Origin of the sequence: Sphingomonas sp. GM_Shp_1, assembly GCF_026540895.1 — a bacterium.
Lineage (GTDB): Bacteria > Pseudomonadota > Alphaproteobacteria > Sphingomonadales > Sphingomonadaceae > Sphingomonas.
On the sequence record NZ_JALNUR010000036.1, the window covers coordinates 19,224 to 32,424 of the forward strand.

The following is a 13,201-nucleotide window of genomic DNA, read 5'->3' on the forward strand; positions in this document are numbered from 1 at the left end:
GAGGGGCGCGGCGGTTCGGTTCCCACAGGCGTTTGGCCTTGGTCGGCGATCCCTTCAACTTGAACGGCAACGACCCACGTTCAGGAGCCGCCCCTCCACCACCGGGCTGCGCCCGGCGGTCCCCCTCCCCATCGGAGATGGGGAGGATTGGGTTAACCGGCGGCTTTCGCCAGGCCCTTCGACAATTGCAGGGCGCCGTGCAGCCGCGCCTTGGCGTCGGGCCAGGCGCGGTTGAGGACCAGCTTGCCGTCGGGGCGCAGCTTAGCCAGCTCGCCCAATCGCTCGACATAGGCGAACAGCCCGTCGACATTGGCCGGGCGGTTGTCGTGAAAAGCGACCAGCACCCCGCGCGGACCGACATCCATCTTGGCGATGCACGCCTTCTTGGCGTTCAGCTTAATCTTGATGACCTGGATCAGATTGTCGGTCGCCTCCGGCAAAGGTCCGAAACGGTCGATCATCTCGGCGGCGAATTCCTCCACCTCTTGATGCTTTTCCAGGTCGTTGAGGCGGCGATACAGCCCCATGCGCAGGTCGAGATCCGGGACATAATCGTCCGGGATCAGGATGGGGGCATCGACGGTGATCTGGGGCGAGAAATCGCGCTTCTTCTCGAACGCGCCGCCCGCCTTGGCCTCCAGGATCGCCTCTTCCAGCATCGACTGGTAGAGTTCGTAGCCGACCTCCTTGATATGCCCCGACTGCTCGTCGCCCAGCAGATTGCCCGCCCCGCGAATGTCGAGGTCGTGACTGGCGAGCTGGAACCCGGCGCCCAGCGTGTCGAGGTCGGACAATACCTTCAGCCGCTTCTCCGCCGCCTCGGTCATCTGGCGCTCGGGCGGCGTGACCATATAGGCATAGGCGCGCGTCTTCGACCGGCCGACTCGCCCGCGCAACTGATAGAGCTGGGCCAGGCCGAAGCGGTCGGCGCGGTTGACGATCATCGTGTTGGCCGACGGAATGTCGATGCCGCTCTCGATGATGGTGGTCGATACCAGCACCTCGAACTTGCGGTCGTAGAAAGCGGACATGCGCTCCTCGACTTCCGTGGGCGACATCTGGCCATGCGCGACGACGTAGCGGACCTCGGGCACTTCCTTGCGCAGATATTCTTCGATATCCGGTAGGTCGGCGACGCGCGGGGTGACGAGGAAGCTCTGTCCACCGCGATAATGCTCGCGAAGCAGCGCCTCGCGCAGCACGACCGGGTCCCAGGGCATGACATAGGTGCGCACCGCCAGGCGATCGACCGGCGGCGTCTGGATCACCGACAGTTCGCGCAGGCCCGACATCGCCATTTGCAGCGTACGCGGGATCGGCGTCGCGGTCAGCGTCAGCATATGGACATCGGCCTTCAGCGCCTTCAGCCGTTCCTTGTGGGTCACGCCGAACCGCTGTTCCTCGTCGACGATGACCAAGCCAAGCCGCTTGAACTCCACCCCCTTGGCGAGCAACGCATGGGTGCCGACCACGATGTCGAGATCGCCGGAGGCCGCGCCGTCCTTGGTCTTCTTCGCCTCGGACGCGGTGACCAGGCGGGAGAGGCGGCCGATCTTGATCGGGAAGCCCTCGAACCGCGCCACGAAGTTGTTGTAATGCTGGCGCGCGAGCAGGGTGGTGGGACAGACCACCGCCACCTGCATCCCCGCCATCGCCGCGACGAAGGCAGCGCGTAAGGCCACTTCGGTCTTGCCGAAGCCGACATCGCCGACGATCAGCCGGTCCATCGGCTTGCCCGCGGTCAGGTCGCCCAGCACATCGTCGATTGCGCGGTCCTGATCGTCGGTTTCCTCATAGGGGAAGCGGTCGACAAAGGCCGGGTAGCCCGCGCTGTCGGGCTCGGCCACCTCGCCCTGGCGTAGCGCGCGCTCGGCCGCGACGGCGATCAGCTCACCCGCGATCTCGCGGATGCGCTCCTTCATCTTGGACTTGCGCCGTTGCCATGCCTCGCCGCCCAGCCGGTCCAGCGTCGCGCCGTCCTCGCCCGAGCCGTAGCGGGTCAGGACTTCGAGATTCTCGACCGGCACGTACAGCTTGTCGCCGCCCGCATAGGACAGGGCCACACAGTCATGCGGGCTCTTGCCGACCGGGATCGAGGTCAGCCCCTCATAGCGGCCGATGCCGTGATCCGAATGGACGACCAGATCGCCGGGGGAGAGGGTCGCCAGCTCGGCGAGGAAGGCGTCCGCCGACTTGCGGCGCTTCTGCCGCCGGATCAGCCGGTCGCCCAGCATGTCCTGCTCGGTCAGCACCGCGATGCCCGGCGCGGTGAAGCCATGGTCGAGCGGCAGGACGACCAAGGCGACGCCGAAGCTTTTCGTCGTGTCGGCGATGCCGAGCGCTTCCTGCCAGCTTTCGGCGGCCTTGGCCCCATTCAGCCCATGATCCTTCAGCAGCGTGCCGAGACGCTCGCGCGCGCCGACCGAATAGCTGGCGAGCACGGGCTTGCGGCCTTGCTTGCGTAAGGCTTCGACGTGATCCACCACCGCCTCATAGATATTGGCATGCGCCGCGCGTTCGGGGGCGAAGTCGCGCGCGCCATCGACCTCGAAGTCGAGGACGGTCTTGCTTTCGGGCTCGTGGAAGGGCGAGACCAGATGCGCGGTCGCGGCCTCCAGCCCTTCGTCCCATTCCTTGGGCGCAAGGTAGAGCGACTTGGCGGGGAGCGGGCGGAAGCTGCCCGGCTGGGCCGCCTCGGCGCGCTTGCGGTTTTCGTAATAGTCGGCAACCGCCTCGAACCGGCTGGTCACCGCCGCCGCGACGCCACTGTCACGCACCACCACCGCGCCGTCGCCGAGATGGTCGAACAGCGTCGACAGCTTGTCCTCGAACAGCGGCAGCCAATGTTCCATGCCCGCCATGCGCCGCCCCTCCGACACCGCCTGATAGAGCGGGTCGCCGGTCGCCGTCGCACCGAAGGTCTCGCGGTAGCGGGTGCGGAAACGCTTGATCGACTCCTCATCCAGCAACGCCTCGGAGGCGGGGAGCAGGGTGAAGCCGTCGATCCGCCCGGTCGTTCGCTGGTCGGCGGGGTCGAAGGTGCGGACGCTCTCGATCTCGTCGCCGAAGAAGTCGAGGCGCAGCGCCTGTTCCTCGCCGCTGGGGAACAGGTCGACCAGGCCGCCGCGTACCGCGAACTCGCCATGGTCGTGGACCGTCTCGGTCCGGACATAGCCGTTCGCCTGGAGCAGCACCGACAGCTTCTCCAGCCCGATCCGCTCGCCGGGTGCGAGGCGGGCGACCAGTTGGCGGATGCGGAACGGCGTCAGCACCCGCTGTGTCGCGGCGTTGGCGGTGGTCAGGACGAGTTGCGGCGTCTTCGGCTTGGCCTGGAGCCGGTGGAGCCCCGCGATCCGCTCCGCCATGACCCGCAGGGTCGGTGAGGCGCGATCATAGGGCAGGCAGTCCCAGGCGGGGATCTGCACCACCTCCAGCTCGGGCGCGAAATAGGGTGCGGTCGAGGCCAGTTCGCGCATCTGCGCTTCGTCGGCGCAGATGAACACCGCGCGCAGCGTCGCCGCCCGCGCCAGATCGGCGAGCAGCACCGGCAGGAACCCCGCCGGAACGCCCGACAGGGTCAGCGGGCTCTGGGCGGACAGGATCGTCTTGATATCGGGCATGGGGTTCCGAAACTGGGGTAAGGGCGCGAAGCCTAACGCGCGTCGGGGGAAAGTTACCCCTTAACACCGTCATCCCAGCGAAGGCTGGGATCTCATGCGGCAAAGGGAAAGAGCCGCCAAAGGCCCCAGCCTTCGCTGGGGTGACGAGTCAGCGGGCGATCGGCACGAAATTCAGCGCGCGCATCCGCTGCATCACCGGGCCGTCCCATTCGGGCGGACATGCTTGCGTCCCGATGGCCCAGGCCATGATGTCGACATCCTGCTCCTCCAGCAGCGCCTCGAACCAGTCGAGTTCTTCCATGGAAAGCGTCTCGTGATGCGCGTCGAAAAAGCCGCCGATCATCAGGTCGGCTTCCTTAGTGCCGCGATGCCATGCGCGGAAGCGGAGGCGCTTGATACGGGTTTCGTGGTCCATGGGGTTCCGATCCAACGAGATTAAGGCCCGAGACACTCTGGCGGCGCGCGGGGGCTTGGGGCTATACGCACCCATCTAGTCATGCGTCCCGATATCCTCAATCCGCTGTTCGCCGAGGTCACGTCGCTGAAAGGCGTCGGGCCCGGCCTTGCCAAGCCGCTGGAGCGCCTGCGCATCGCGCGGGTGGTCGATGTCGCCTTTCACCTGCCGACCGGGCATATCGACCGGTTTCCGCGCGACGAACTGATGGTGTCGGATGCGGGGCGGGTGATCGCCATCCCGCTGACGGTGAAGGAGCACCGTGCGTCCTCCTCCCCGCGCGGGCCGACACGGGTGCGGGCCGAGGATGCGGCGGGCAACAGCGTGGCGCTGGTTTATTTCGGTGGCAACTCGGGCTGGGTGAAGAAGCTGCTGCCCATCGGCGAGACGAAGATCGTGTCCGGTCGCCTCGACCTGTACGGTCAGGACTTGCAGATCGTGCACCCCGACCTTGGCGAGAGCACGGACGACTTTCGCGAGCGCGAGGCGATCTATCCGCTGTCGGAGGGGATTACCTCGCGGCGACTGGGCGCGCTGGCGGCGCAGGCGGTGGAGCGGGCGCCCGACCTGCCCGAATGGATCGAGCCGGGGCTCAAGGCACAGCGCGGCTGGCCCGACTGGAAGGACGCGCTCGCCCGCATCCATGCCGACCCGGCCGACGCCAAGGCGCGCGAGCGGTTGGGCTATGACGAGGTGTTCGCCAACCAACTAGCGATGACGCTGGTCCGCGCCGACACCCGCAAGCGGCGCGGGCGGGCGCTGAACGGCGACGGGCGCTTAAGGGATATGCTCAAGCTGCCCTATACGCTGACCGGCGCACAGAGCCGGACGGTGCGCGAGATCGAGGGCGATCTGGCGCAGGACGCGCCGATGCTGCGGTTGCTCCAGGGCGATGTCGGTGCGGGCAAGACTTTGGTCGCGGCGATGGCGATGCTGATCGCGGTCGAGGCGGGGGCGCAGGCAGCGATGCTGGCCCCGACCGAAATCCTCGCGCGCCAGCATTATGAGACGTTGCGCAAAAGCCTGGCCGGGCTTCCGGTCGAGATCGCGGTGCTGACGGGGCGCGACAAGGGCAAGGCGCGGGAGGCGACGCTGATGGCGCTGGCGGCGGGGGAGATCGACATATTGGTCGGCACCCATGCGATCTTTCAGGAAACCGTGACGTATCGCGACCTGGCGCTGGTGGTGGTGGACGAGCAGCACCGCTTCGGCGTGGCGCAGCGGATGATGCTGTCGGCCAAGGGCAAGGCCCCGCCGCATCTGCTGGCGATGACCGCGACGCCGATCCCGCGCACCCTGACGCTGGCCAATTATGGCGAGATGGATGTCAGCCGCCTGGACGAGATGCCGCCCGGCCGCCAGCCGATCGAGACGCGCGTGGTGTCCGAGGACCGGCTGGACGAGGTGGTCAATGCGCTGGGCCGTCATCTGTCGGATGGCGGCCAGGCCTATTGGGTCTGTCCGCTGGTCGAGGAGAGCGAGAAATCCGACCTCGCCGCCGCCGAGATGCGCGCCGAGAGTTTACGCGCGCGGTTCGGCGAGCGGGTCGGCCTGGTCCATGGCAAGATGAAGCCCGCCGAAAAGGACGCCGTGATGGAGGCGTTTGCGGGCGGGCGGCTGGGCGTGCTGGTCGCGACGACGGTGATCGAGGTGGGGGTGGACGTGCCCAACGCGACCCTGATCGTGATCGAACATGCCGACCGCTTCGGCCTGGCCCAGCTTCACCAGTTGCGCGGGCGAGTCGGGCGGGGCGGGGGACTATCGCGCTGTCTGCTGCTGCGCGGCTCGCATCTTTCGGAGACGTCGCGGGCGCGGCTGGCGTTGATGCGCGACACCAATGACGGCTTCCGCATCGCCGAGGAGGATCTGCGGCTGCGCGGGGCTGGCGAACTGCTCGGTACGCGGCAGTCGGGCGAGATGGCGTTCCGGCTGGCGACGCCGGAGAACATGGCCGACTTGATGCAATGCGCGCAGGACGATGCCCGGCTGCTGATCGACCGCGATGGCGGGCTAGAGGCGCCGCGCGGACAGGCGGCGCGGACGGCGCTTTATCTGTTCGAGCGGGATGCGGGGGTCGCCCTGTTGCGGTCCGGCTGAACGAAGCGGCGCGCCCGGCGTTGGGTGCGCCGATATGGCCGCCATTTTTCCGCTCATCCTCGTCCTGATCGCCGGTATCGGACTGGCGATCCAGCCGCCGACCAATGCCGCACTCGCCAAGGCCTCGGGGTCGGTGGTGCTGGCCGCGCTGACCTCGTTCCTGATCGGGACGGTGGTATTGGGGATCGCCTGGGCCGCCATCGACCGGACCGGGCCGGCGGCGTTGAAGGGGGCGCCGGGTTGGGCGTGGCTGGGCGGCTTTTACGGGGCGGGGTTCGTCGCGGTGCTGGCCTATGCCGCGCCACGCTTGGGGATTTCGGTGGCGTTGACGGCGGCCATCGCCAGCCAACTGGTCGCGGCGCTGATCGTCGACCACTTCGGTCTGTTCGGGGTTCGGGTGGAGCCGGTGACGATTGGGAAGGTCGTCGGAGTGGCGTTGGCGATCGCGGGCGCGGTGGTAGTGCGGCGGGGGTAGGTCGGGGCGTTGCCTATCGACCAGCCTGTTCCCCGGCGAAGGCCGGGGCCCAGTTTCGTCTTCCTGGATGAAGAGCGCTGCCGATTTCAGGAAGGTCGCTACCGCCCCTCACGCTCGCGCGTCCCGCCTGCCAAGTGTAACTGGGCCCCGGCCTTCGCCGGGGAACAGCGTGCCTTCAAACCTCCGTTCCGCCTGAGCGAAGTCGAAGGCCAGAGCAATCACCCCGCCGTCAGCAACCCGTGGTTCTTCTTCCCCGAAGACAGCTTCACCGGCTCCGCTCCGACAGCGATGACGACATTCTCGTCGGCCACCTTCTCGCCATCGACCCGCGCACCGCCACCCGCGATCAACCGCCGCGCCTCGCCCTTGGACTTCGCAAAGCCCAGCCCGATCAGCGCATCGACGATCCCGATGGAGCCGCCCGCCACCGCAAAGCTCGGCAGCGTCGCGCCCGCAGACCCTTCCTCGAAGGTTCGCCGTGCCGTCTCTGCTGCTTCGTCCGCCGCCGCGTGGCCGCGACACATGGCGGTCGCTTCGTTGGCGAGGATCTTCTTGGCCTCGTTGATCTCCGCGCCTTCCAGCGCCTCCAGCCGGGCGATCTCGTCCATCGGCAGGTCGGTAAACAGGCGCAGGCGCACCCCGACATCGGCATCCGCAGTGTTGCGCCAGAATTGCCAGTAATCGAAATGCGGCAACTGGTCTTCGTTGAGCCAAACCGCGCCGCCGACCGTCTTGCCCATCTTGGTGCCGTCGGCATTCGTCAATAGCGGCGTGGTCAGGCCGAATACCTGGGTTCCATCAACCCGTCGAGCAAGCTCCACGCCGTTGACGATATTCCCCCATTGATCCGATCCGCCCATTTGCAGACGACAGCCTGAACGCCGCGAGAGCTCGAGGAAATCATAAGCCTGCAGGATCATGTAGTTGAATTCAAGGAAGCTGAGCGACTGCTCTCGATCGAGGCGCAGCTTTACCGAGTCAAACGACAGCATGCGATTGACCGAGAAATGCTGGCCTATGTCGCGAAGGAAGGGGATGTATTCGAGCTTGTCCAGCCAATCGGCATTGTCGACCATGACCGCATCCGTCGGGCCATCGCCGAAGGTCAGGAACCGTTCGAAGACGCGTTTGATCGAAGCAACATTGGCCGAGATCGTGTCCTCGGTGAGCAATTTGCGGGATTCGTCCTTGAAGCTTGGATCGCCGACCTTGCCGGTCCCGCCACCCATGAGGACGATCGGCTTGTGGCCGTTGCGCTGCAACTGTCGCAGCATCATGATCGACACGAGATGCCCGACGTGCAGCGACGGCGCGGTGGGGTCGAAGCCGATATAGCCGGGCACCACGCCCGACGCCGCCAGCCGGTCCAGCGCGGCGGCGTCGGTCATCTGGTGGACGTAACCCCGTTCGTCGAGGGTGCGAAGCAGATCGGACGTGTATGCCATAAGCCGGGCTCGTTACACCGCCGATCCGCATTCGTCACCCTTTGACGCGGATCTTAGCGACAGAGCGTCCGGCCATTTTCGCGGACGTAGCGACAGGGGCGATAACCGCGACCGTTATAATTGGTATAGTCGCCCTGCGAGCGCGGATCGACATAGCCGGGGGTGCGGCGCGCCCGGTCCAGTTCGCGCTGCGTCCGGGCCTCGCGCCGTCCGCGCCAGTCGTCGCGACCCCGGCGGCGGTCATCGCGCCAGCCGCGACGCTCGCCCCGCCAGTCGCGGCGGTCGTTCTGACGCCAGTCGCGCCGGTCGTCGCGTCGATCCCGGTCATAACGCGGGCCATCGCCGCGCCAGGACTGAGCCTGTGCGCTCGACACGGGAAGCGCCGTCGTCGTCGCGATACCCGCCACCGACAGGCCGATCGCGGCCAAAGCCTGGAACATCTTCTTCATACGCCAACTCCCGGGGGCACCGGCCCCATGATCGTTTCCAACCTATGGCACGGTGTGGCGTTCCCGATCCTGAACAGCGTGTTAGGCGGCGTTCAGGATCGGGGAAGGTTCAGCGTCCGGGCAACTGGCTCATCGGATCGACGGGCGTGCGGCCCCGGCGCAGTTCGAAATGGAGTTCGGGGCGGTCGGCAAAGCCGGTCTGGCCCGACAGCGCCAGCGTCTGGCCGCGCTTCACGCTCTGCCCGCGCTGGACCATCAGCTTGGAGGCATGGCCATAGACGCTGGTCCAGCCATCGCCATGCTTGACGATGACCAGGCCGCCCAGCGCGGCGATGCCGTCGCCGACATAAGCGACCACGCCGTCCGCCGTGGCCTTGATCGGGGTGCCGATGGGGACGGCGATCTTGATGCCGTCGTTGCGCTCGCCGCTGGAGCCCGCGCCGAAGCGCTTGATCACCTTGCCCTCGACCGGCCAGGCGAAGCCGGAGCGCAACCGGCTGGGGGCAGCGACAACGGCGGTCGGCGGCAGGACACGGGCGGGCGTCGCGCTGGGCTTGGCGGGGGCCTGGTTGGTCGCCAGCGCAGGCTCGCCGCCGGTCAGGATGTCGTCCACGTCCAGCGTGAAGGCCGCTGCCCGCTCCGCCGCGCTGCTGGTGACGGGCGTGCCGGTGCCGGTGGCGGTGGTGCCGGGGATGAGGATGCGCTGGCCCGCGCGCAGCACATAGGGTTCGGCCAGCGCATTCGCCTCGACGATGCGCGACCAGGGCACGCCATAAGCCCGCGCGATCGCGATGCCGCTCTCGCCCGACCGGACCAGATGATAGCGCCCGGCGGGGATGGTCAGCCGCTGTCCCGCGCGGATGACGAAGGGAGCGCTCAAGCCGTTGGCGCGCGCGATCGCCTCCGACCCCGCACCCGTCCGGTCCGCGACGCCGCGTAGCGTGTCGCCCGGCTGGACGACATAGACGGAGGCGGGGATTTCCTTCGCATCCGGGGCGACGGGGCGGATTTCCCAGGAAGGGCGCGGCGCGGGCAAGCTGGAGACCGGCTCTTTCGAGGGCGCGACGACGGGGGGCGTCGTCGCAATGGGCGGGGCGGTGCGACGCGGTGTCGCGGGCACCGAGCGGCGGATCGGCGGACGCGGCGCGACTTTGCGGGGCGCTGGTGTCGCCAAGGCTTGCGGCGAGGCGGGGCTGGCCATGGTCGGTGCGGGCAGAGGCTTGGCCGGTGGCGACGGAGCGACGGGCTCGCGCGCGACCATGGGCGGCTCCATATTGGGAATGCAGGCCGACAGCAGCAGCGAGGCCCCGATGACGCCCGCCACGGGCCCGAAACTCCGATTCACCCCAAGTCCCCCCAGACCATGTTCAGCGATATGCCGCGCCGAGCATAGCAAGCGACGCAGCGTGCGTCAGGTCGAGATGCAGCGGCGTGACGGAGATGCAATCCTCGGCGATCGCATCCAGATCGGTGTCGTCGCCCGGCTGATGCGGCAGGCGACCCAGCGCCAGCCAGTAATAATCATAGCCGCGCGGATCGCTTCGCCGCTCCAGCTTGGCCCGGCCATAGTCGCGCAGGCCCTGGCGGGTGGCGCGGATGCCCTGCACCGCCTCGGGCGCGACCGGCGGGAAATTGATGTTGACCAATGTCCGGGGTCCGAAATCCACGGTCAGCAGCGGGCGCAACACCCGCTCGCCCCAGGCCTCCGCCGTGGCGAAGGACACCGCGTCGCCGACCCCCTGGACCGCATAACGCTGGCTGAGCGCGATCGAGCGGATGCCCGCCAGCGCACCCTCCATCGCGGCGGACACCGTCCCGGAATAGAACACGTCTTCGCCCAGATTGGCGCCGCGATTGACCCCCGACAGGATCAGGTCGGGCTTCCGGTCCGCCATCACCTCGCCCAGTGCCATCAGCACCGAATCGGTCGGGGTGCCGGTGACGGCGAAGCGACGTTCGCCGAACTGGCGCAGCCGCATCGGCCGGGTCAGGGTCAGCGAGCGGCTGGTCCCCGACTGGTCCTCGGCGGGGGCGACGATCCAGACATCGTCGGACAGGCTGGCCGCGATCCGCTCCAGCGCGGCGAGGCCGGGTGCGTGATAGCCATCGTCATTGGTCAGGAGAATGCGCATCAGCGCGGCTCCAGCACCGCCTGTCCGCCGAGATAGGGGCGAAGCGCCTCGGGAACGACGACCGAGCCGTCGGCCTGCTGATAATTCTCGATCACCGCGACCAGGGTGCGACCCACCGCCAAGCCGGAGCCGTTAAGCGTATGGACGAAGCGCGTCCCCTTGCCCTCGGTCGGGCGATAGCGGGCCATCATCCGCCGTGCCTGGAAATCGGTGCAGGTCGAGCAGGACGAAATCTCACGATAGCGCGCCTGTCCGGGCAGCCAGACCTCGAGATCATAGGTCCGCGCCGCCGAGAAGCCCATGTCGCCGGTGCACAGCAGCATCCGGCGATAGGGCAGGCCCAGCGCCTCCAGCACGCCCTCGGCGGCGGCGGTCATCCGCTCATGCTCGGCATCCGACTGGTCGGGGGTGGTGATCGACACCATCTCGACCTTGTCGAACTGATGCTGGCGGATCAGGCCGCGCGTATCGCGCCCCGCCGCACCCGCTTCCGACCGGAAACAGGGGGTCAGCGCGGTGAAGCGCAGCGGCAATTCCGCCTCCGACAGGATCGATTCGCGCACGATGTTGGTCAGTGACACCTCGGCGGTGGGGATCAGCCAGCGGCCATCGGTGGTGCGGAACAGGTCCTCCGCGAACTTCGGCAACTGGCCGGTGCCGAAGGCGGCCTCGTCACGGACCAGCAGCGGCGGCTGGACCAGTTCGAAGCCGTTCTCTTCCGTCATCTTGTCGAGCATGAACTGGCCGAGTGCCCGCGACAGCCGTGCCATGGCCCCGCGCAACAGCGTGAAGCGCGCACCCGACAGCGCCACGCCGGTCTCGAAATCCATGCCCAGCGCCGGGGCGATGGCGTCATGCTCGCGCGCCGGGAAGGCGAAGGCGGTCGGCTCGCCCTTCTGGTGGACCAGCGCATTGTCATGCTCGTCCGCGCCTTCGGGCACATCGGCGGCGGGCAGGTTGGGGATGGCGGCGAGCGCGGTGTTCAGCTCCGCCTCGACCTGGCGTTCCTGCTCTTCCAGTTCGGGCAGCTTGGCCTTGAGCGAGGCGACCTCGTCCATCAGCGCCTGTGCGCGTTCCTCGTCGCGCGCCGCCTTGGCCTGGCCGATCTGCTTGGACAGGTCGTTGCGGCGGGTCTGGGCCGCCTGCGCTTCGGCGACGATCGCGCGGCGGCGCTCGTCGATCGCGATCAGGCTCTCGGCCAAGGGATCGGTGCCCCGCTTGGCAAGGCGTGCGTCGAAGGCGGCGGGGTCGTCCCGGATCAGGCGGATGTCGTGCATGGGGGCGAGGCTATGGCCTCCGCTCCGCCGTCACGCAACCCGTGCCGAAGCCTCCGCGTTATCCCCCTGCAAAGAGAAGGAGAAACGCGATGCAGGTACCGCATAACAGTTTCGTGCTGGTCGTCGACGGCCGCAAGAGCCTGTTCTTCCGCAACGAAGGCGACGCCGAATACCCCAATCTGGTCGTCGAACACGCGATCGAGCATCCCAATCCGGCCGACCGCGACCAGAAGACCGACAGCGCCGGTTCCGCCTCCTCGACGCAGAGCGGTGCGGGTGCGCCCGCCATCGCGCAGGGCGGATCGAATCAGGCCGGCGGCGGTGGGCAGGGCGCGCAGTTCGCCGCCTCACGCGGGTCGATGGGCGAAACCGACTATCACCAGCAGGAGGAGGATCGCTTCGCCGCCGAAACCGCCGACATGCTGAAGCGCCGCGCGCTCGCCAACGAGTTCGAGGCGCTGATCGTCGTCGCACCACCCAAAACGCTGGGCGAGTTGCGCAAACACTATCACAAGACGGTCGAGGATCGGCTGGTCGGCGAACTGGCCAAGGACCTGACCGGGCATCCGGTGCCCGAGATCGAGGCCGCGCTGCAAAAGGCGTAAGGCCCGCCGCACGCGGCGGCGGGGCGGTGGTTCAGGCGGGCTTGGCCTTGGTCAGGCGCCGCCGGATCACCAGCGCCGCCGCCGCGCCGCCGAACAGCAGCACCATCGGCGGTGCCGGGACCGGCGTGGGCGGCGGCGTTTCGCCATTGCCCGACGACGATGCGCTGCTCGCCGAGGACGTGCTCGACGCCGAGGAGGCGCTGGAGGCGGACGAGGCCGAACTGGCCGACGAGCCGTTGGACGACCAGCCGTCGCTGCTCGATCCATAGCCACTGGACGAGGCCGAGGATGCGGACGAGGCCGAAGAGGCGCTCGACGCGCTCGAAGAACTGACATTGCCCGACGAGGAACTGGTCGAGGACACGTTGCCCGAGGAGGTGGACGACCCACCGGTGGACGATGTCGAAGAGACGTTGCCGCTGGACGAGGTGCTCGACACATTGCCCGAGGACGAGGTGCTGCTGACCCCACCGGTCGAGGTGGACGAGCCCCCCGAACCGCCCGATGCCGAGGAGGTAGAGGTCGAGCCGCCACTGCTGGTCGAGGAGATGACGATGCTCCCGCTCGACCTGCCGCCACCGCCGCCGAACCCGAATCCCCCGCCAAAGCCGCCGCCCCAGCCGCCGCCGAAACCACCCCAGCCGCCG

Annotated in this window: 11 protein-coding genes and 1 pseudogene; 5 read left to right on the forward strand and 7 right to left on the reverse strand. The window is 68.0% G+C overall.

Translation table 11 applies throughout. The annotated features are described in order from the left end of the window. Positions 1-152: 152 nt before the first annotated feature. Complete coding sequence (gene mfd, locus OXQ33_RS14820) at positions 153-3,620, reverse strand: transcription-repair coupling factor (protein ID WP_267435461.1); 3,468 nt, start codon at positions 3,618-3,620, stop codon at positions 153-155. Between the two features lie 148 nt (positions 3,621-3,768). Continuing rightward, on the reverse strand, positions 3,769-4,035 hold the full coding sequence (locus OXQ33_RS14825; protein WP_267435462.1) for a succinate dehydrogenase assembly factor 2: 267 nt from the start codon (positions 4,033-4,035) through the stop codon (positions 3,769-3,771). A gap of 81 nt (positions 4,036-4,116) precedes the next feature. Here OXQ33_RS14825 and recG point away from each other — a divergent pair, with 81 nt between their 5' ends. Further along, positions 4,117-6,171 carry an ATP-dependent DNA helicase RecG gene (recG, locus tag OXQ33_RS14830; protein WP_267435463.1) on the forward strand — a complete coding sequence of 685 codons (2,055 nt, stop codon included), beginning with the start codon at positions 4,117-4,119 and terminating at the stop codon, positions 6,169-6,171. 34 nt (positions 6,172-6,205) lie between these two features. Further along, complete coding sequence (locus OXQ33_RS14835) at positions 6,206-6,646, forward strand: DMT family transporter (RefSeq protein ID WP_267435464.1); 441 nt, start codon at positions 6,206-6,208, stop codon at positions 6,644-6,646. 218 nt (positions 6,647-6,864) lie between these two features. On the opposite strand, the gene tyrS is transcribed toward OXQ33_RS14835, so the two are convergent. From tyrS to serS, 5 genes are all read right to left on the reverse strand, one after another. Beyond that, complete coding sequence (gene tyrS / locus OXQ33_RS14840) at positions 6,865-8,091, reverse strand: tyrosine--tRNA ligase (protein WP_267435465.1); 1,227 nt, start codon at positions 8,089-8,091, stop codon at positions 6,865-6,867. A 53-nt stretch (positions 8,092-8,144) separates the two neighbouring features. Then, entirely contained in the window at positions 8,145-8,540 is a 396-nt protein-coding gene (locus tag OXQ33_RS14845; RefSeq protein WP_267435466.1) for a hypothetical protein, read from the reverse strand. 109 nt (positions 8,541-8,649) lie between these two features. Next, positions 8,650-9,864 (reverse strand): peptidoglycan DD-metalloendopeptidase family protein, encoded by a 1,215-nt coding sequence (locus OXQ33_RS14850; RefSeq protein ID WP_267435467.1) that lies wholly within the window; start codon positions 9,862-9,864, stop codon positions 8,650-8,652. 43 nt (positions 9,865-9,907) lie between these two features. After that, positions 9,908-10,672: a 5'/3'-nucleotidase SurE gene (gene surE / locus OXQ33_RS14855; RefSeq protein WP_267435468.1), complete on the reverse strand. Its 765-nt coding sequence runs from the start codon at positions 10,670-10,672 to the stop codon at positions 9,908-9,910. Further along, positions 10,672-11,949, reverse strand: a complete 1,278-nt coding sequence (gene serS / locus OXQ33_RS14860; protein ID WP_267435469.1) for a serine--tRNA ligase — start codon at positions 11,947-11,949, stop codon at positions 10,672-10,674. The genes surE and serS overlap by 1 nt, the downstream gene beginning before the upstream one ends. A gap of 89 nt (positions 11,950-12,038) precedes the next feature. On the opposite strand from serS, the gene OXQ33_RS14865 reads away from it, so the two are divergent. The 3 genes and pseudogenes from OXQ33_RS14865 to OXQ33_RS14875 all read left to right on the forward strand — a co-directional run. Further along, positions 12,039-12,554 carry a host attachment family protein gene (locus OXQ33_RS14865; protein ID WP_267435470.1) on the forward strand — a complete coding sequence of 172 codons (516 nt, stop codon included), beginning with the start codon at positions 12,039-12,041 and terminating at the stop codon, positions 12,552-12,554. 47 nt (positions 12,555-12,601) lie between these two features. Then, positions 12,602-12,823 (forward strand): hypothetical protein, encoded by a 222-nt coding sequence (locus OXQ33_RS14870; protein WP_267435471.1) that lies wholly within the window; start codon positions 12,602-12,604, stop codon positions 12,821-12,823. 66 nt (positions 12,824-12,889) lie between these two features. Beyond that, positions 12,890-13,201: pseudogene (locus OXQ33_RS14875) on the forward strand (hypothetical protein); the annotation flags it as partial.

Excerpts from the sequence above, each read along its gene's own strand:
- mfd (WP_267435461.1), bottom strand. The coding sequence starts at position 3,620 with ATGCCCGATATCAAGACGATCCTGTCCGCCCAGAGCCCGCTGACCCTG.
- OXQ33_RS14825 (WP_267435462.1), bottom strand. The coding sequence starts at position 4,035 with ATGGACCACGAAACCCGTATCAAGCGCCTCCGCTTCCGCGCATGGCAT.
- recG (WP_267435463.1), top strand. The coding sequence starts at position 4,117 with ATGCGTCCCGATATCCTCAATCCGCTGTTCGCCGAGGTCACGTCGCTG.
- OXQ33_RS14835 (WP_267435464.1), top strand. The coding sequence starts at position 6,206 with ATGGCCGCCATTTTTCCGCTCATCCTCGTCCTGATCGCCGGTATCGGA.
- tyrS (WP_267435465.1), bottom strand. The coding sequence starts at position 8,091 with ATGGCATACACGTCCGATCTGCTTCGCACCCTCGACGAACGGGGTTAC.
- OXQ33_RS14845 (WP_267435466.1), bottom strand. The coding sequence starts at position 8,540 with ATGAAGAAGATGTTCCAGGCTTTGGCCGCGATCGGCCTGTCGGTGGCG.
- surE (WP_267435468.1), bottom strand. The coding sequence starts at position 10,672 with ATGCGCATTCTCCTGACCAATGACGATGGCTATCACGCACCCGGCCTC.
- serS (WP_267435469.1), bottom strand. The coding sequence starts at position 11,949 with ATGCACGACATCCGCCTGATCCGGGACGACCCCGCCGCCTTCGACGCA.
- OXQ33_RS14865 (WP_267435470.1), top strand. The coding sequence starts at position 12,039 with ATGCAGGTACCGCATAACAGTTTCGTGCTGGTCGTCGACGGCCGCAAG.